The following is a 19,225-nucleotide window of genomic DNA, read 5'->3' on the forward strand; positions in this document are numbered from 1 at the left end:
CCCTAAATCCCCCTCAACATCCACATCCCGAAACGCCCCCTCATCCTCAGTAAGAATCCTCATCACCGGCTGCGTCTTCAACAATTCCCGCGCGCCTTCATCCCCATCAAGCTTCAGCAGGGCATCCCGCCACGCGGACCCGAATCCAACCGGATGCCCACGTCGTCCGTCGCGCCACGGTGCGGCAATCGCGTCACGCGTCGTGATCGTCAACGCCACCGCGCGCACCAGCTCGGCCGGCAGCCACGGCATGTCGGCCAGCGCCACTACCCAGCCGCTGGCGCCGGGCGTGGCGGCCACCGCCGCAGCCAGCGCGGCGCCCATGCCGGCTTCGGCGGCTGCCGTCTCCAGTACCCGGCAGCCGGCAGCTTGCAATTCGGCTGCCAGCGCGGCATTGCCCGGGCGGATCACGGCTAGCGTGCCGGGCAGCACGCAGACCAGCGTGCGGGCGCTGCGGGCGGCTACGGTGTGGCCGTCGGGCAGCGTGGCCAGGAGTTTGTTGCGCTGGCCGGCGGGGTCGAAGCGGCGGCCGTAGCCGGCTGCCAGCAGGATGCCGGTGGGGGGCTCGGCAGTGTGGATGGCGCCGTTGATGGGGCCCGTCAGCGGGGTGGTCACGGGGTGGGGCTGCAGGTGCTGCCTTCGTTGGCGGCCAGTTCGCGCGCGGCCTTGGCGCCTTCTACCTGGAGGATGTCGGGCAGCGAGACGTGGTTCTTGGCGGCGACGACTTCGGCCAGGATCGAGATGGCGATCTCGGGGGGCGTGCGGCTGCCGATGTAGATACCGACCGGGCCGTGCAGCCGCGCAAGCTGCAGGTCGTTGAGGTCGAACTCCTTGAGCCGCTCGCGGCGCGCCTGGTTGTTGCGGCGCGAGCCGAGGGCGCCGACGTAGAAGGCGCGCGTGCGCAGGGCTTCCATCAGGGCCAGGTCGTCGAGCTTGGGGTCGTGCGTGACGGCGATCACCGCGCAGCGCTCGTCGAGCTTCATGTCGGTCACGGTGTCGTCCGGCATGGTGCGCACCATGGTGACGCCGGGGATGTCCCAGGTCTCGGTGTATTCCTCGCGCGGGTCGCACACGGTGACCTGGAAGCCCAGGCCAACCGCGATCTGGCTCAGGTACTTCGACAGCTGTCCCGCGCCAATCACCAGCATGCGGTAGCGCGGCCCGTGGATGGTGAGCAGGGTGGCGCCGTCGAAGGCAAGGCCGTCGGTGGCCTCGGCCGGGCCCAGGGTGGCGCGGCCAGTTGCCATGTCGAGCGTGCGGGCTACCAGCTTGCCGCTTTCCACGGCGGCCAGGAGTTCGTCCAGGTGGCTGTCGGCGCCCAGCGGCTCGGTCACCAGTTCGATGGTGCCGCCGCAGGGCAGGCCGAAGCGGTGCGCTTCCTCCGCGCTGATGCCGTACTTGACGGCCTCGGGGTGCGCGCCGGCAATGCCTTCGCGCCGTACCCGGTCGATGATGTCATCTTCGATGCAGCCGCCCGAGACCGAGCCGACCACCAGGCCGTCGTCGCGCACGGCCAGCATGGCGCCTTCCGGCCGGGGCGAGGAGCCCCAGGTTCTGACTACCGTCACCAATAGCGTGCGATGGCCTTCGGCCTGCCACTTCACACTGCTTTTCAGGACTTCGAGATCCACGCTGTCCATGATCGTTTCCGCTTCGTTTCACCGTTTTGTTCATCGGGCGCGCTGCCTTCGCCGGCCGCCGCTCCGTCCTTGGCGACATTGTCATCCGTGCCTGGTTCGTCACCCTGCGCGCCGGACCCGCTCACCGCCGCCGTGAAGCGGTCGAAGAAGGTATCGGCCATCTTGCGCGCGGCGGCGTCGACCAGGCGCGATCCGATCTGCGCGATCTTGCCGCCAACCTGGGCGTTGACCGTATAGGTCAGCACCGTCGCGTCGCCTTCGGGGGCCAGCGTGACCGCCGCGGTGCCTTTGCCGAAACCGGCGACCCCGCCTTGTCCATCGAACTGGATGGTGTAGCTGTCGGGCGCCTGGATGTCCTGCAGGGCCATGCGCCCCTTGAAGCGCGCCTTGACCGGGCCCACCGCGGCGGTCAGCGCCACCAGGTAGGCGTTGTCGCCGTCAGGCTCGATGCTCTCACATCCCGGGATGCATTGCTTGAGCAGCGCCGTGTCGTTCAGGGCTTCCCAGGCGGTTTGCTGCGCTACCGGCAGTTGCCGCGTCTGTGTCATTTCCATGGTTGGGGCGTCTCCTTGGTGTCCATCATGTTTTTAATGTCTGCGGGCCTCGGCGCGGCGGGGAACACAGGCCTGGCCAGGGTCTCGCGCGCGGCCAGCAGGGATTCGAGCGCGAACAGGCTGTCCAGGTTGTGCGCCGAGCGCAGGGCGTCCACATGCGGCAGGATGGCTTGCACGCCACGTGCCTGCGGTACGAAGCCGGCATAGCGCAGCAGCGGGTTGAGCCAGAGGATGCGATGGGCGAAGCGGCGCAAGCGTGCCATTTCGGCGTCTAGCAGGTCGATGTCTTCATGGTCGAGCCCGTCGGTGACCAGCAGCACCGTGGCGCGTCCGGACAGCGTGCGGCGCGCCCACTGGCGGTTGAAGGTGGCCAGCGCGGCACCGATGCGGGTGCCGCCGGCCCAGTCGCGCACCTGGCCCGTGATGGCGCCAACCGCTTCGTCCGGGTCGCGCTCGCGCAGCCAGCGGGTGATGTTGGTCAGCCGGGTGCCGAACAGGAACACGGACAGCCGCTCGCGCGATTGCATCAGCGCATGGCAAAAGTACAGCACCGCGCGCGAGTACTGGCTCATCGAACCGGAGATATCGAGCAGCAGCACCAGCGGTGGGCGTCGCTCGGCGCGGCGGCGGTATTTCCAGCGCAGCCATTCGCCTTGCTGGCGCACCGCCAGCCGCGCGCTGGCGCGCAGGTCGGCGTGCGGCCCGCTGGCGGCGGCGCGCAGGCGGCGCGTGCGCTCGGTGGCCAGGCGGGTGTGGCGCGCGCGGATCATGTGCTGCAGCGCGCGCCATTCTTCCGCGCCGAGGGTTTCAAAGTCGCGCTGCGCCAGGCGCTCCTGCGCGGAAAACGTGAGGGGCGCGGTAAAGCGCTCGACGTGGTCTTCGCCACGTCGGCCGGACTCGGGCGGGCGCTGGGCAGCAAGCGCGTCGGCCAGCCGGTTGTTGCGCGGCGGCGGCGGCGCGCCGGCATCCACGCGCGGCAGCAGCAGGGCGCGCAGCTTGCCCTCCCAGTCCGGGTCGCGCCAGAACAGGTCGAAGGCGGCATCGAACAGCAGGCGCTGATCGGGCCCGCTCACCATCAGGGCTGCCATGGCCGCGCGCACTTCGTCGCGCCTGCCGATGTCCACGTACTGCAGCGCCAGCAGCGCATCCACAGCCTGTGCGGGCGACAGCGCAAAGCCGGCATCGCGCAGCAGCCGCACGAAATGCGTGACGTTGCGCGCCAGCATGGGCAGCGTGCCGGCGGGTGGCGTGGCGGCCAGCGGAGCGTCCGGATGGAGCCGCGGCATGTCAGGCTCCCGGCGCCCGGCTGGCGAGCAGTTCGGCCACGGTGGGGCCATCGACCCGGGCCAGGTCGTCCTGGTACTTGAGCAGCACGCCCAGCGTGTCGCGCACCGATTGCGGATCGAGCTCGCAGACGCCCAGCGCGGCCAGCGCGCGGCACCAGTCGATAGCCTCGGCGATGCCGGGCGACTTGAACAGGTCGATGCCGCGCAGCCGGTGGATGAAGTCGATGGCCTGGTGCTGCAGCGCGGCGGCGGCCTCGGGGGCGCGCGCGGCCACGATCTGCAGCTCGCGCTCGCGCTGTGGATACCCCATCCATTGGTACAGGCAGCGGCGCTTGAGCGCGTCATGCACCTCGCGGGTCCGGTTGGAGGTGACGATGATGAGCGGCGGCTGCTCGGCCCGGATCACGCCGATCTCGGGGATCGACACCTGGAACTCGGACAGCACCTCCAGCAGGAAGGCTTCGAAGGGTTCGTCGGCGCGGTCGATCTCGTCGATCAGCAGCACGCGCGGGATGCCGGGCGCGGCCGGGTCGGGCAGCAGGGATTCCAGCAGGGGGCGCTTGAGCAGGAAATCGTCGTGATACAGCGATTGCGTGTCGGGCCGCTCGCCGCGCGCTTCCGCCAGGCGCAGCGCCATGATCTGGCGCGGGTAATCCCATTCGTACAGCGCGCTGGAGGCATCGAGCCCCTCGTAGCATTGCAGGCGCAGCAAGCGCGTGCCGAGGGCGTCGGCCATGGCCCGTGCCAGCGCGGTCTTGCCCACGCCAGGCTCGCCTTCGAGGAAGAGTGGGCGCTGCATGCGCAGTGCCAGGTACAGCACGGTGGCGGTTTCGCGATCGGCGAAGTACTGCTGTGCCTCCAGCAGGGCAGCAGTTTGATCGATGGACTGGGGAAGCATGGGTGCTAGCCGGTTGGCTCCCCTCTCCCACCACGTGGGAGAGGGGCTGGGGGAGAGGGCGGGCGTGAGCTCGAAGTGGACATGCCCGGCTTGGCGAGTGCCGGCGCTTTCGCTCCGGCTTTCTCCCCTATCCCTTCAACGCCTGCTCCACCGCGCGCGCCGCCAGCACCGGGATCAGGTGCGCGCGGTACTCGGCGGATGCATGCAAGTCGGTGTTCAGCTTGCTTGCATCCACCACCACTGCGCGTGCTGCCGCCGGCGTGAAGCTGGCTGCCAGCGCCTGCTCCAGCGGTGCGCAGCGGAACACGCTGTCGGCCGCGCCGGTGACCGCGACCCGCACGACCTTGCCGAACTGCGCCACCATCACGCCCACCAGCGCGAAGCGCGATGCCGGGTTGCGAAACTTGATGTAGGCGGCCTTGTCCGGCGTGGGGAAGCGCACGGCGGTGATCAGCTCATCGGGTTCCAGCGCCGTTTCGTAAAGGCTCTTGAAAAAGCTATCGGCGGCGATGTTGCGGCGGTCGGTGACCACCGTGGCGTTGAGCGCGAGCACGGCCGCTGGGTAGCAGGCGGCGGGATCGTCGTTGGCCAGCGAGCCGCCCAGCGTGCCCATCGCGCGCACCTGGCGGTCGCCGATGCCGTCGGCCAGCGCAGCCAGCGCGGGAATGCGCTTGCGCACGTCGGCGTTGGCCGCCACGTCGGCATGGCGTGCCGCCGCGCCGATCACCAGCTCATCGTTCTCGACACGGATATCCGCCATGCCGGGAATACGGGCTACGTCGATCAGCGCGGATGGCGCGGCCAGGCGTAGCTTCATCGCGGCCAGCAGGCTCTGGCCGCCGCCGAGGTACTTGGCGTCGGGGTCCGCCTTGAGTTTGTCCACGGCCGCCTTGGTATCGGCGGCGCGTTCGAAATTGAATGCGTACATGATGTGCCTCCGATCTCAGTTAGGGGCCTGCGCGTGGCGGATGGCCTGCCACACGCGGTGCGGCGTGGCGGGCATCTGGATGTCGTGCACGCCAAGCGGCGAGAGCGCATCCACCAGCGCGTTGATGAAGGCCGGTGGCGAGCCGATCGCGCCGGCCTCGCCGCAGCCTTTCACGCCCAGCGGGTTATGCGTGCAGGGCGTGCCCTTGGCGGTTTCCACCGTGAAATCCGGCAGGTCGCCGGCGCGCGGCATGGCGTAGTCCATGTAGGAGCCCGTCAGCAACTGGCCGCTGTCGTCGTCGTACACGCACTGTTCCAGCATGGCTTGGCCGAGGCCCTGGCCGATGCCGCCGTGCACCTGGCCTTCGACGATCATCGGGTTGATGATGTTGCCGAAATCGTCCACCGCGGTGAACTTGATCACCTTGCTCTCGCCGGTGTCCGGATCGACTTCCACCTCGCAGATGTAGGCGCCCGATGGATAGGTGAAGTTGGTCGGGTCGTAGAAGGCGTTTTCGTTCAGGCCCGGCTCCAGCTTGTCGAGCGGGTAGTTGTGCGGCACGTAGGCGGTGAGCGCCACCTCGCCGAAGGTCTTGCTGCGGTCGGTGCCGGCCACGCTGAACGTGCCGTTCTTGAACTCGATGTCGGCGTCCGAGGCCTCCAGCAAGTGGGCCGCGATCTTCTTGGCCTTGGCTTCGATCTTGTCGAGCGCCTTCATGATGGCCGAGCCGCCTACCGACAGCGAGCGCGAGCCATAGGTGCCCATGCCGAACGGCACGCGGCCGGTGTCGCCGTGCACCACTTCCACGGCATCCAGTGCAATGCCGAGCCGGTCCGCCACAATCTGCGCGAAGGTGGTTTCATGCCCCTGGCCGTGGCTGTGCGAGCCGGTGAAGACGGTCACGGTGCCGGTCGGGTGGACACGGATCTCGCCGACTTCGAACAGTCCCGCACGCGCGCCCAGCGCGCCGGCGATATTCGACGGCGCCAGCCCGCATGCCTCGATGTAGCAGGAGTAGCCCAGGCCGCGCAGCTTGCCGCGCTGCTTCGCTTCTTCACGACGCGCGGGAAAGCCCTTGACGTCGGCGAGTTCCTGCGCGCGTGCCAGGCACGGCTCGTAGTCGCCGGTGTCGTAGGTCAGGCCGACCGGGGTGGCGTAAGGGAAATGGTGGATGAAGTTCTTGCGGCGGATTTCCGCCGGGTCCATCTTCATTTCGCGCGCTGCGGCTTCCACCAGCCGTTCCACCACATAGGTGGCCTCCGGGCGGCCCGCGCCGCGGTAAGCGTCCACCGGCGCGGTGTTGGTGAACACGGCGCGCACTTCGGCATAGATCGCCGGCGTGGTGTACTGGCCGGCCAGCAGCGTGGCGTACAGGATGGTTGGCACGCTCGACGCGAAGGTCGACAGGTAGGCGCCCATATTGGCGGTGGTGTGCACCCGCATGGCCAGGAACTTGCCGTCGGCGTCCATCGCCAGTTCGGCCTTGGTGACGTGGTCGCGGCCGTGGGCATCGGTCAGGAAGGACTCCGAGCGTTCGGCGGTCCACTTGATCGGGCGCTTGATCTTCTTCGAGGCCCAGGTCAGCGCCACGTCTTCCGCGTACAGGAAGATCTTGGAGCCGAAGCCGCCGCCCACATCCGGCGCGATGATGCGCAGGCGCGACTCCGGCAGGCCAAGCACGAAGGCGCCCATCAGCAGGCGCTCCACGTGGGGGTTCTGGTTCGATACATAGACCGTGTAGCTGTCGTCCTGCCGGGTGTAGCTGGCATTGACGGCGCGCGGCTCGATGGCGTTGGGGATCAGCCGGTTGTTGACGATCTCCAGCGTGGTCACGTGGGCGGCCTTGGCAAAGGCGGCGTCGGTGGCGGCGCGGTCGCCGTGGCCCCAGACATAGCTGGTGTTCTCGGGCACGTCGTCGTGCACCAGCGAGGTGGCCGAGGCAGCGTGGGCGGTGTTCACCACGGCGGGCAGCTCATCGTATTGCACGTCGATCTTCTCGGCGGCGTCCTTGGCTTGCTGCAGCGTTTCGGCGATCACCAGCGCGACCTGGTCGCCCACGTGGCGGGCCTTGCCCTGCGCCAGCACGGGGTGCGGCGGCTCCTTCATCGGGCTGCCGTCGATGCTGTGGATCAGCCAGCCGCAGGGCAGGCCGCCGACCTTGTCGGCCGCCACGTCGTCGCCGGTGAAGACGGCGACCACGCCGGGCGAGGCGAGTGCTTCGGTCTTGTCGATGGAGACGATGCGGGCGTGCGCGTGCGGCGAGCGCAGGAAGTAGCCGTAGCTTTGCTGCGGCAGCACGATGTCGTCGGTGTACTGGCCGTTGCCGGTGAGAAAGCGGTAGTCTTCCTTGCGCTTGACCGAGGCGCCGATCAGGTGCTGGTTGTCAGGTGCGTTCATGGCGGTCCCCTTATTCAGCGCTGACGCCATGCATCGCGGACTGGCCTTCCTGCACCGCGCGCACGATGTTGTGATAGCCGGTACAGCGGCACAGGTTGCCGTCGAGCTGCTCGCGGATGGCTGCGGCGTCGGCATTGGGCCGCTGCTTGACCAGCGCGATGGCGCTCATCACCATGCCGGGCGTGCAGAAGCCGCACTGCAGGCCGTGGCAGTTGCGGAAGGCTTCCTGCATGGGGTGGAGCTGGCCCTCCGGGGCGAGCCCTTCGATGGTGGTGATGCTGGCGCCATCCGCCTGCAGCGCCAGCATGTTGCACGACTTGACCGCGCGGCCGTCCATGTGCACGGTGCAGGCGCCGCACTGGGCGGTGTCGCAGCCGACATGGGTGCCGGTCAGGCGGAGTTGTTCGCGCAGGAACTGGACGAGAAGGGTGTGGGGTTCTACCTGCGCGTCAACGGTGCGGCCGTTGACGGTCAGGCGGATTGGAATCGCCATGCTTGTCTCCATGTGGGTGGACACGTGCACGACCAATCCCTGAATCCCGAAAAAACTGCGCGGGACTGGCCACGACGCGTTACTGCCGTTTGTTGGGTACGGCTATTTCGTGATGTTGGTACTGCGGTGATGCGGTGATGCGGTGCTGCCGGTCAATGCCTGACGATGGCCTGGCAATGGCCTGACAATGCCGTGCCGCGAACGTTTGGCTGCGACATGCTCTAACAGTTAATCACAAATCTCCGGCGCATGCCATGCGGGTTGCCCCTTCGCCACCTGGCGCTGCCAGTGGGCGCGGACGGCGGCGGGCGCGGGGATGCAGGATGGCGCTGCTAGAATGGCCCGCCGTCCGACCGCCACACCGCACTCACCTCGCTCCGGCACCAAAGCTCACTATATGGAAGGCTTCATCGACTGGCTGTTCGAAACCGTTGCCCTGCCCAAGGTGGGCTTGCCGGCTATCTTCGTGATCAGCCTGGTGTCCGCCACCTTGCTGCCCCTGGGCTCGGAGCCGGCGGTCTTCGCGTATATCAAGCTCAATCCGCATCTGTTCTGGCCGGCTATCGTCGTCGCCACGCTCGGCAATACCGCGGGCGGCGCCATCGACTGGTGGCTTGGCTACGCGGCCAAGCTGGCCGTGGTGCGCTTTCGCAAGCGGCGCCAGCTGCGCGCGCACGAGGAGGAGCACGCCGAACATCGCCGCCATCCCCGCCAGCCACGCAAGCCATCGTTGGATGCGCGCTACTTCCGGTGGATGCGCCGGCTGGGGCCGCCGACCCTGCTGGTATCGTGGCTGCCCGGGATTGGTGATCCATTGTGCACTTTGGCGGGCTGGCTCCGGTTGTCGTTCTGGCCGAGCCTGGTTTACATGGCGATTGGCAAGTTTCTGCGCTACCTTGCCATGACGATTGCCCTGCTCTGGATCCCGGATAGTTTCTGGCACGGCATCGCAGCCAGCCTCAAAAGCCTGTTCTAGCTAGCGCCTCTCGCGGCCCGGCAAGGGCAAGGCAACCCTTGCCCAAGCAAGGTTCTGTCATGTTGCGGTGCGGCGAAAGCAGGCCTTGAAGTACAATTGCCCTTTAAAGACGATCCGGCGCACCGTCTCCGTGCGCTACAGGAAGCGGTCCCCTCCCAATGAACGCCCCACTCGTGCTCGATGCCAAACTCGCCGCGCAGGATGCGCCTGCGCGCCTGCGAGAGATCCCTTATAACTACACGTCATTCTCGGATCGCGAGATTGTCATCAGGCTGCTAGGCGAAGAAGCCTGGCGTATCCTGGCTGAGCTGCGCGGCGAACGCCGCACCGGCCGCTCCGCCCGCATGCTGTACGAAGTGCTGGGCGATATCTGGGTGGTGCGCCGCAATCCCTACCTGCAGGACGACCTGCTGGAGAACCCCAAGCGCCGCCAGATGCTGGTGACGGCACTGCACCACCGGCTCTCCGAGGTGGAAAAACGCCGTGCCGCCGACCGTGCCGAGCACGCCGAGCCGGCCGCCGAGGACCGCTCGCACCGGGTCGAGCAGCTGGTCAGCTTTGCCAAGCAGGCCATCGAGGACTTCAAGCAGGAGTTCGCGGATGCCTATGACCTGCGCAAGCGCACCCAGCGCGTGCTGGGCCGCATCACGCAGAAGGACAACATCAAGTTCGACGGCCTGTCCCGCGTCTCGCATGTGACCGACGCGACCGACTGGCGGGTGGAATATCCCTTCGTGGTCCTCACGCCGGACACCGAGGAAGAGATCGCAGGCATGGTCAAGGGCTGCTTCGAGCTGGGCCTGACCATCATCCCGCGCGGAGGCGGCACCGGCTATACCGGCGGCGCCGTGCCGCTGACGCCGATGAGCGCGGTCATCAACACCGAGAAGCTGGAACAACTCGGGCCGGTCGAGCAGACCGACCTGCCGGGCGTGTCGCACAAGGTCGGCACCATCTTCTCCGGCGCTGGCGTGGTGACGCGCCGCGTGGCAGATGCGGCGGACAAGGCCGGGCTGGTGTTCGCGGTCGACCCGACCTCGATCGATGCCTCCTGCATCGGCGGCAACGTGGCCATGAACGCCGGTGGCAAGAAGGCCGTGCTGTGGGGCACCGCGCTGGACAACCTGGCCTGGTGGCGCATGGTGGACCCGGAAGGCAACTGGCTGGAAGTCACGCGCCTGGACCACAACCTGGGCAAGATCCATGACGTGGCGGTCGCCACCTTCGAGCTCAAGTGGTCGGACGGCAACCGCGCGCCCGGCGAAAAGCCGCTGCGCACGGAAACCCTGGCCATCGAAGGGCGCAAGTTCCGCAAGGAAGGCCTGGGCAAGGACGTCACCGACAAGTTCCTGGCGGGCCTGCCCGGCATCCAGAAGGAAGGCTGCGACGGCATCATCACCAGCGCGCGCTGGATCCTGCACCGCATGCCGGCGCATGTGCGCACCGTCTGCCTGGAGTTCTTCGGCCAGGCGCGCGACGCCATTCCAAGCATCGTGGAAATCAAGGATTACCTCGACGCCGAATCGCGTACCCCCGGCGGCGCCATCCTGGCCGGCCTGGAGCACCTGGACGAGCGCTACCTGCGCGCGGTGGGATACGCCACCAAGAGCAAGCGCAACGCCTTCCCCAAGATGGTGCTGATCGGCGACATCGTCGGCGACGACCAGGACGCGGTCGCCCGCGCCACCTCGGAAGTCATCCGCATGGCCAACGGCAAGAGCGGCGAAGGCTTCGTCGCGGTCAGCCCGGAGGCCCGCAAGAAGTTCTGGCTGGACCGCTCGCGCACCGCCGCCATCGCCAAGCACACCAACGCCTTCAAGATCAATGAAGACGTGGTGATCCCGCTGCCGCGCATGGGCGAGTACACCGACGGCATCGAGCGCATCAATATCGAGCTGTCGATCAAGAACAAGCTCCAGCTGACCGATGCGCTGGAAGCCTTCTTCGCGCGCGGCAACCTGCCGCTGGGCCGAAGCGACGACGCCAACGAGATCCCCAGCGCCGAACTGCTGGAAGACCGCGTGCAGCACGCGCTGCAGCTGCTGCGCGAGATCCGCTCGCGCTGGACCTACCTGCAGGACCACCTGGATACGCCGCTGGCCACCGCGCGCGCGTCGCTGATCGGCCACGGCCTGGGCCTGCTCGGCCAGGCTTTCGAGGCGCGCCTCGAGCAGCAGCCGGACGCCACCGTGTTCCACCTGCTGCAGGACCGCACCATCCGCGTGTCCTGGAAGAGCGAAGTGCGCGCCGAGCTGCGCAATATCTTCAACGGCGGCGAGTTCAAGCCCATACTCGACGAAGCGCAGAAGATCCACAAGCAGGTGCTGCGCGGGCGCGTCTTCGTGGCGCTGCACATGCACGCCGGCGACGGCAACGTGCACACCAATATCCCCGTCAACTCGGACGACTACGACATGCTGCAGGACGCCCACCGCGCGGTGGCCCGCATCATGGCGCTGGCGCGCTCGCTGGACGGCGTGATTTCCGGCGAGCACGGCATCGGCATCACCAAGCTGGAGTTCCTGACCGAGGACGAGATCGGCGAGTTCCGCGAGTACAAGCAGCGCGTGGATCCGCAGGGCCGCTTCAACAAGGGCAAGCTGTTGCCCGGCGCTGACCTGCGCAATGCCTATACGCCGTCGTTCGGGCTGATGGGACATGAGTCCATCATCATGCAGCAGAGCGATATCGGCGCCATTGCCGACAGCGTCAAGGACTGCCTGCGCTGCGGCAAGTGCAAGCCGGTGTGCGCCACCCACGTGCCGCGCGCCAACCTGCTGTACAGCCCGCGCAACAAGATCCTGGCGACCTCGCTGCTGGTGGAAGCCTTCCTGTACGAGGAGCAGACCCGCCGCGGCATCTCGATCAAGCACTGGGACGAGTTCTCCGACGTGGCCGACCATTGCACGGTCTGCCACAAGTGCGTGACGCCGTGCCCGGTCAAGATCGACTTCGGCGACGTGTCGATGAACATGCGCAACCTGCTGCGCAAGATGGGGCAGAAGAAGTTCAATCCCGGCACCGCCGCGTCGATGTTCTTCCTCAACGCCACCAACCCGCAGACCATCAACATGACCCGCAAGGTCATGATCGACTGGGGCTACAAGGCGCAGCGCCTGGGCAACGACGTACTCAAGAAGTTCGCCAGGAAGCAGACCGCGCATCCGCCCGCCACGGTGGGCCGCGCGCCGGTGCAAGAGCAGGTGATCCACTTCATCAACAAGAAGATGCCGGGCAACCTGCCCAAGAAGACCGCGCGCGCGCTGCTCGACATCGAAGACAACGAGATCGTGCCGATCATCCGCGACCCGAAGCGGACTTCGCCCGAGACCGAGGCGGTGTTCTACTTCCCGGGCTGCGGCTCGGAGCGGCTGTTCTCGCAGGTGGGCCTCGCCACGCAAGCCATGCTGTGGCATGTGGGCGTGCAGACCGTGCTGCCGCCGGGCTACCTGTGCTGCGGCTATCCGCAACGCGGCAACGGCCAGTTCGACAAGGCCGAGAAGATGGTCACCGACAACCGGGTGTTGTTCCACAGGGTCGCCAACACGCTCAACTACCTCGATATCAAGACCGTGGTGGTGAGCTGCGGGACCTGCTACGACCAGCTTGCCGGGTATGAGTTCGACAAGATCTTCCCGGGCTGCCGCATCATCGACATCCACGAATACCTGCTGGAGAAGGGCGTCAAGCTGGAGGGCGTGACCGGTACGCGCTATATGTACCACGACCCCTGCCACACCCCGATCAAGACCATGGACCCGACCAAGCTCGTCAACGAGCTGATGGGCGGCAATGAAGGCGGCGGCAAGATCGAGAAGAACGAGCGTTGCTGCGGCGAGTCCGGCACGCTGGCGGTGTCGCGCCCCGACGTTTCCACCCAGATCCGCTTCCGCAAGGAAGAGGAAATGACCAAGGGCGCGGACAAGCTGCGCACCGACGGCTTCGTGGGCGACGTCAAGATCCTGACCAGCTGCCCGTCCTGCCTGCAGGGTTTGTCGCGCTACAAGGAAGACGCCACGGTCACGGCGGACTACATCGTGGTAGAGATGGCCAAGCACCTGCTGGGCGAGAACTGGATGCCGGACTACGTGGCCAAGGCCAACTCGGGCGGCATCGAGCGGGTGCTGGTGTGATGGAGCAGGCGAGGGCGGTGAGCACAATGCGCTTCGACAAGCCTCTGGTTTGCTCCCCTCTCCCGCTTGCGGGAGAGGGGCCAGGGGAGAGGGCGGGCGGTCGCCAGCCCGCAGGCTCTCACTCCGGGCTAGCTCCCGCCCTCTCCCTCAACCCCTCTCCCGCCGAGCGGGAGAGGGGAGCCGACGTTGGACGGCGGGTTGAGGTAGCGGGAGCGCCCGCATGAACCTCGTCCCCAACTGCCCACTGTGCGAGACCGACGGCGGCGAACTGGTCTGGCGTGGCGAGCGCGCCCGGGTCATCCTGGTCGAGCATGAGCGCTTTCCCGGCTTCTGCCGGGTGGTGTGGAATGGCCACGTGGCCGAGCAGACCGACCTGCCCGAGGACGACCAGGCCTGGCTGATGCGGCTGGTGGCGCGGGTGGAGCGCGCGGTGCGCGAGACCATGGTGCCCGACAAGGTCAACCTGGCCGCCTTCGGCAATATGGTGCCGCACCTGCACTGGCATATCATTCCACGCTATCGCTGGGACACCCATTTTCCCGAAGCCGTGTGGGCGGCTGTGCAGCGCGAGCCTGATGCCGAGCGCCTGGCCGGCCTTGCGCAGCGCCTGCCGGCGTTGCGCGCGGCCCTGGCGAAACTGGACGAAGCAGGCTGACGCCTGGCGTGGCCGTACCCGGGCCGTGCTGGCGCTGCTGCCGGTTTTTTTGAATTTCCGGAACCAGCCGGGCAGCGCCGTCTTCTAACACCCGTTGTCTTCATTCCCACAAGAGCGGGGCCGGTGGATCAGCCATGGCCCGCCCGCGCGAAAGGTGCCATGTCCACACCGACTTCCGTTACTGTTCCAGGCCCGGCCGTGCCGGCCCGTGCCCTCAAGATCCAGAGCCGCCTGCGGGTGGCCGAGACGTGGGACCTGATCAAGCCCTACTGGAAATCCGAAGACCGCAAGGCCGGCCTCGGGCTGCTGGCCTTCGTGGTCGCGCTCAATCTTGGCATCGTTTATATCAATGTGCTGCTCAACGAATGGAACCGCGTGTTCTACAACGCGCTGGAGCAGCATGACTACACCTCCTTCAAGGCGCTGCTGATCCGCTTCTCCTGGATCGCAGGCTTTTTCATCGTGGCGGCCATATCCCGGCAGTACTACACCATGATGCTGCAGATGCGCTGGCGTACCTGGATGACCGACCGCTTCATGGACCACTGGCTCAGCCACCAGGCCTACTACCGCATAGAACAGACGCACGCCACGGACAACCCCGACCAGCGGCTTGCGGATGACCTGCGCTCGTTTACCGATGGCGCGCTGTCTCTTTCTCTCGGGCTGCTCAATTCGGTGGTGACGCTGGTGTCTTTCGTCGGCATCTTGTGGGCTGTTTCCGGGCCGATCAGCTTCATGCTGGGCGGCACCGAGATCACGATTCCCGGCTATATGGTGTGGTTCGCGGTGGGCTATGCCGTGATCGGCTCGCTGATTGCCCACGTGGTGGGCCGGCCGCTGATCGGCTTGAGTTTCCAGCAAGAGCAGTACGAGGCGGATTTCCGTTTCATGCTGGTGCGCTTGCGCGAGAACAGCGAGCCGGTGGCGCTTTACCGGGGCGAGCCTACCGAACAGGCGGGCTTGCGCTCGCGTTTTGACCGCATTCGCGCCAACTGGAAACAGTTGATGCGCTATACGCGTCGCCTGACCTTTGTCAGTTCCGGCTACGGCCAGTTCGCCATCATCTTTCCGCTGCTCGTGGCCGCGCCGCGCTACTTCGCCGGCAAGATGACGCTGGGTGGGCTGATGCAGGTGAGCCAGGCCTTCGGCCAGGTGCAAGGTGCGCTGTCGTGGTTCGTTGACAACTATTCCACGCTGGTTGGCTGGAAGGCCGCGGCCAACCGGCTGATCGACTTCCGCGACGCCATCCGCGTGGCGGAGCGCCAGGACCAGGAGCACACCGGCGTGCGCGACATCGAGGTGGTCAAGGCCGATGCAGGTGCCGAGGCGAATAACGACGGTATCCGCATCGACACCCTCGCGCTGGCACTGCCGGTGCGCACCGGCAACGGCGGCGAGATCCAGCAGCGGCCGCTGGTGGCGCCGTTCTCGCTGCAGATCGCACCCGGCGAACGCTGGCTGGTCAGCGGCCCCTCGGGTTGCGGCAAGAGCGTGCTGTTCCGCGCGCTGGCCGGGATCTGGCCCTACGGCAGCGGCACGGTAGCCATGCCCGGCGCGGCTCGCATGCTGTTCCTGCCGCAGCGCAGCTACCTGCCGATCGGTTCGCTGGCCGATGCGCTGGCTTATCCCGACGCCGGCACCGTGCATAGCCGCGAAGCCTTGCAGAAGGTGCTGCGCGAAGCCCGGCTCGGCGCCCTGGCCGAGCAGCTCGACGTGTTCGACAACTGGTCGCTGCGGCTGTCGCCGGGCGAGCAGCAACGCCTGGCCTTTGCGCGCGCCCTGCTGCAAAAGCCCGACTACCTGTTCCTGGACGAGGCCACCAGCGCGCTCGACGAGGAAACCGAAAGCGCGATGTACAGCCTGATGGTGGACTCCCTGCCCGGCGCGGCGATCATCAGCATCGCCCACCGCAGCACGGTTGCCGCCTTCCATGGCAAGCGCCTGCGCTATGTCGCGGCCGACGGAGCGCACTGGGAGGCGGAGCACGATGGGCAAGGCGAGGCGGCTGCGGTAAGCTATCGGGTCGTACACGAAGCGTAAAGGCCGGTGTGGCCGCAACCTGCGGCTCGCCCACAGCCGCACGCCACCCATCATGGCAGGCCTTGAAAAAGATACTCCCCATCCCACCGCCCTTACCGTGCACACCCAGTCGCGCGTGCTGGAGGTGGGTTTTGACAACGGTTCCAGCTTCCGGCTGCCGTTCGAATACCTGAGGGTGAACTCACCCTCGGCCGAGGTGCAGGGCCACGGCCCGGGCCAGGAAGTGCTGCAGACCGGCAAGCGCGACGTCACCATCGCCGCGGTGGAGCCGGTCGGCAACTACGCCATCCTGATCCGTTTTTCCGACGGCCACGATACCGGCATCTATTCCTGGGAACTGCTTTACCGCCTGGGCGCCCAGCAGGACGCCATCTGGCAGTCCTACCTGGAGCGGCTGGAAGCGGCCGGCGTCGATCGCGACACCCCCATGGCGGCCCCCGGCGGCCATGCCTGCGGCAGCCATTGAGATTGCGTGCCCCCGCGGGCCATTACTGAGTTCTGGAGCGAGTTATGAGCGAGACCCACTTCGGGTTCGAGAAGGTCAAGGAAGAAGAGAAGGCGGGCAAGGTAGCCGAAGTCTTCCATTCGGTGGCCAATAAGTACGACGTCATGAACGACCTGATGTCTGGCGGCATGCACCGGCTGTGGAAGATGTTCACCATCGCCCAGGCCGGCGTGCGCCCGGGCTTCAAGGTGCTCGACATCGCCGGCGGCACCGGCGACCTGGCCAAGGCCTTCGCACGCCAGGCCGGGCCCACCGGCGAGGTCTGGCTGACCGACATCAATGAGTCGATGCTCCGGGTTGGACGCGACCGTTTGTTGAATAAAGGCATCGTCATCCCCACCTGTCTCTGTGACGCCGAGCGGATTCCGTTCCCGGACAACCACTTCGACCTGGTCACCGTGTCCTTCGGGCTGCGCAACATGACGCACAAGGAGGTGGCGCTGTCAGAGATGCGCCGGGTGATCAAGCCGGGCGGCAAAGTCATGGTGCTGGAGTTCTCCAAGGTGTGGAAGCCGCTGGAAAAGGCCTACGACATGTATTCGCTGAAGTTCCTGCCGTGGCTGGGGCAGCGCGTGGTACAGGATTCCGATAGCTATCGCTATCTGGCCGAATCGATCAGAATGCATCCAGACCAGGCTTCACTTGTACGTCTTATGGAACATGCGGGCCTGGAGAATGTCGAATACTTCAACCTGACGGCGGGAGTGGTGGCACTCCACGTCGGGCGAAAGTACTAGACTGATATAGGCTCAAAGAAAAATGAGCGAACTTAACAGGGGAAGCACTGATATGTCGCTATTTCGCGCAAAATTCATGGCGGGTGTGCTGATTGGCACGCTTGCCCTCGGCATGGCGCTAGACGCCAATGCCAAACGCCTCGGCGGGTCGCGCAGCATCGGCAAGCAATCGTCCGGCGTGACGCAACGCCAGCAAGCACCGGCACAGCAATCGCCGAACCAGACGCCCGCGCAGCAGGCACCGGCGCAGCAAGCCGCGCCCGCAGCAGCAGGTGCCGGCGCAGCCGCTGCTGCCGCGCCCAAGCGTAACTGGGGTGGCATGCTCGGCGGCATCGCCGCCGGCCTGGGCATTGGCTGGCTGCTGTCGCACTTCGGCCTGGGCGGCGCCGCCATGGGCTTCCTGTCCAACCTGATCCTGATCGCCCTGGTGGCATTCGTCGCAATCTGGCTGATCCGCAAGTTCCGCGGCGGCGCCAAGGCGCCGCAGCAACCGGCCTATGCGGGTGCCGCAGCCGGTGCCGGCAGCGGCTCGGGTAACGGATTTGGTGGCAGCAACGAACCGGTCCTGCGTCAACAAGTGCCGGTTGGCGCACCCAATCCGGTGATGCCCGCGCCCGGTTCCGTCGCCTCGATGCAGTCCGCCGCACCGGTGATGGCTGGCGCCGCCGTTGGCGCAGCGGCGGGCGCGGCCCAGCCCTGGGGCGTGCCGGCCGACTTCGACACCGAAGCCTTCCTGCGCAACGCCAAGATCTACTACGTCCGCCTGCAGGCAGCCTGGGACGCCGGCAATCTCGAGGACATCCGCGAGTTCACCACGCCGGAAATGTTCGCCGAGATCAAGATGGACCTGTCCGAACGCGGCGCCGAGGTCAACAAGACCGACGTGGTCACGCTGGAAGGCGAACTGCTCGGCATTGAAGACAGCCCGGCCCAGCATCTGGCCAGCGTGCGCTTCTCCGGCATGATCCGCGAAAAGGCCGGCGAGCCCGCCCAGCCCTTCGCCGAAGTCTGGAACCTGGCCAAGCCGGTAAGCGGCTCCGGCGGCTGGCTGCTGGCAGGGATTCAGCAAACTTCCTGAGTGCAGGGAGTGCCTCGCCGGCAGGTTCAAGGCCGGCAGGTGGCATAGAATGGAGGCCCACGTGAAGACGTGGGCTTTTTTTGTTTGTGGGGTGTGGGGGGATTCTGTTGCTTGACTTGAAAGTCAAAGTCAAAGTCAAAGGCAGTTTCACCTCCCCTGCGGGGAGGCGACCTACTTTCTTGTCTCGCCAAGAAAGTAGGCAAAGAAGGCGACCCGGATGGGGCGAAAGCCTCCTCGTCGTCAGGCAAAAAGAGCGGCCGGGGGCCAAACTCGCATCGCCTTAAGGCGATACTCAGACATGGCCCCCTCTTTTCCGCTCTTTTTACCTGCCGACGAGGCGCCCCATACGGGCTAGGCACACCTTGACGGCTCGCTTCGCATCGCGGGACGGTGTTTGCCGCCCCACGGGCGGAAAACACGGCTACAACCTGCAAGGTTTGAGTTGACTATTGGTTTGTGTCGCTCTCCCGCTTGCGGGGGGCGGGAGAGAGGGCAGGCCGGTCCGCCAAAGTAACGATTGGTAGCCGTGTGGCCCGCCCGCAGGGCGGGCCACACCCCAGCGCGATGCGAAGCGAGCCGTGTAGGTGTGCCCAGGCCGTATGGGGCGCCTCGGGAATCGGCGAAAAGAGCGGAAAAGAGGGACCCATGTCTGAGTATCGCCTTAAGGCGATGCGAGTTTGGGTCCCGGCCGCTCTTTTCGCCGATTCCCGAGGGGGTGTCGTCCCATCCGGCGCGCCTTTTTTGCCTACTTTTTTGGCAAGACAAAAAAGTAGGTCGCCGCCCCGCAGGGGCGGTGAAACTGCAGTTGCTTTTGAATTCAAGCAGTTGAAGTTGATTTTGACTTTAGAACCGACCAACCCACTCCCCTGAAAGGCCCGCCCCCAGCCCCACCCAATCATAAC

The 19,225-nt window shown here is 66.5% G+C and carries 15 protein-coding genes; 7 read left to right on the forward strand and 8 right to left on the reverse strand.

Annotated elements, in window-relative coordinates:
• From A9975_RS10990 to A9975_RS11025, 8 genes are all read right to left on the reverse strand, one after another.
• Positions 1 to 615: NTP transferase domain-containing protein (locus A9975_RS10990; RefSeq protein ID WP_370564364.1), on the reverse strand; the 615-nt coding region annotated here is incomplete at its 3' end.
• Positions 612 to 1,640, reverse strand: coding sequence for an XdhC family protein (locus tag A9975_RS10995; protein WP_183032718.1), 1,029 nt, complete (start codon positions 1,638 to 1,640; stop codon positions 612 to 614). The genes A9975_RS10995 and A9975_RS10990, both read right to left, overlap by 4 nt.
• On the reverse strand, positions 1,613 to 2,194 hold the full coding sequence (locus A9975_RS11000; protein ID WP_183032719.1) for a CoxG family protein: 582 nt from the start codon (positions 2,192 to 2,194) through the stop codon (positions 1,613 to 1,615). Before A9975_RS11000 ends, A9975_RS10995 begins: the two co-directional genes overlap by 28 nt.
• The gene (locus A9975_RS11005) at positions 2,185 to 3,480 is read right to left on the reverse strand and encodes a VWA domain-containing protein (RefSeq protein ID WP_183032720.1); all 1,296 of its coding nucleotides are present in this window, start codon (positions 3,478 to 3,480) and stop codon (positions 2,185 to 2,187) included. Before A9975_RS11005 ends, A9975_RS11000 begins: the two co-directional genes overlap by 10 nt.
• Position 3,481: 1 nt before the next feature.
• Positions 3,482 to 4,378, reverse strand: a complete 897-nt coding sequence (locus tag A9975_RS11010; RefSeq protein ID WP_150987835.1) for a MoxR family ATPase — start codon at positions 4,376 to 4,378, stop codon at positions 3,482 to 3,484.
• 127 nt (positions 4,379 to 4,505) lie between these two features.
• Positions 4,506 to 5,306, reverse strand: a complete 801-nt coding sequence (locus tag A9975_RS11015; RefSeq protein ID WP_150987838.1) for a xanthine dehydrogenase family protein subunit M — start codon at positions 5,304 to 5,306, stop codon at positions 4,506 to 4,508.
• Positions 5,307 to 5,321: 15 nt separating this feature from the next.
• Positions 5,322 to 7,703 carry a xanthine dehydrogenase family protein molybdopterin-binding subunit gene (locus A9975_RS11020; RefSeq protein WP_183032721.1) on the reverse strand — a complete coding sequence of 794 codons (2,382 nt, stop codon included), beginning with the start codon at positions 7,701 to 7,703 and terminating at the stop codon, positions 5,322 to 5,324.
• 10 nt (positions 7,704 to 7,713) lie between these two features.
• Positions 7,714 to 8,196, reverse strand: a complete 483-nt coding sequence (locus A9975_RS11025; protein ID WP_183032722.1) for a (2Fe-2S)-binding protein — start codon at positions 8,194 to 8,196, stop codon at positions 7,714 to 7,716.
• 397 nt (positions 8,197 to 8,593) lie between these two features.
• On the opposite strand from A9975_RS11025, the gene A9975_RS11030 reads away from it, so the two are divergent.
• From A9975_RS11030 to A9975_RS11060, 7 genes are all read left to right on the forward strand, one after another.
• Complete coding sequence (locus A9975_RS11030; RefSeq protein WP_183032723.1) at positions 8,594 to 9,172, forward strand: YqaA family protein; 579 nt, start codon at positions 8,594 to 8,596, stop codon at positions 9,170 to 9,172.
• Between the two features lie 158 nt (positions 9,173 to 9,330).
• Positions 9,331 to 13,305, forward strand: a complete 3,975-nt coding sequence (locus tag A9975_RS11035) for an FAD/FMN-binding oxidoreductase (protein ID WP_183032724.1) — start codon at positions 9,331 to 9,333, stop codon at positions 13,303 to 13,305.
• 220 nt (positions 13,306 to 13,525) lie between these two features.
• Positions 13,526 to 13,960: an HIT family protein gene (locus tag A9975_RS11040; protein WP_183032725.1), complete on the forward strand. Its 435-nt coding sequence runs from the start codon at positions 13,526 to 13,528 to the stop codon at positions 13,958 to 13,960.
• A 159-nt stretch (positions 13,961 to 14,119) separates the two neighbouring features.
• Positions 14,120 to 16,003 (forward strand): ABC transporter ATP-binding protein/permease, encoded by a 1,884-nt coding sequence (locus A9975_RS11045; RefSeq protein ID WP_183032726.1) that lies wholly within the window; start codon positions 14,120 to 14,122, stop codon positions 16,001 to 16,003.
• Positions 16,004 to 16,055: 52 nt separating this feature from the next.
• Positions 16,056 to 16,469, forward strand: coding sequence for a gamma-butyrobetaine hydroxylase-like domain-containing protein (locus A9975_RS11050; protein ID WP_183032727.1), 414 nt, complete (start codon positions 16,056 to 16,058; stop codon positions 16,467 to 16,469).
• A gap of 44 nt (positions 16,470 to 16,513) precedes the next feature.
• The gene (gene ubiE / locus A9975_RS11055; protein ID WP_150987860.1) at positions 16,514 to 17,245 is read left to right on the forward strand and encodes a bifunctional demethylmenaquinone methyltransferase/2-methoxy-6-polyprenyl-1,4-benzoquinol methylase UbiE; all 732 of its coding nucleotides are present in this window, start codon (positions 16,514 to 16,516) and stop codon (positions 17,243 to 17,245) included.
• 52 nt (positions 17,246 to 17,297) lie between these two features.
• The gene (locus tag A9975_RS11060; RefSeq protein ID WP_183032728.1) at positions 17,298 to 18,323 is read left to right on the forward strand and encodes a Tim44 domain-containing protein; all 1,026 of its coding nucleotides are present in this window, start codon (positions 17,298 to 17,300) and stop codon (positions 18,321 to 18,323) included.
• The last annotated feature ends 902 nt before the right edge of the window (positions 18,324 to 19,225 follow it).

This window comes from Cupriavidus sp. UME77 (genome assembly GCF_014170355.1).
Classification (GTDB): Bacteria; Pseudomonadota; Gammaproteobacteria; order Burkholderiales; family Burkholderiaceae; genus Cupriavidus; species Cupriavidus basilensis.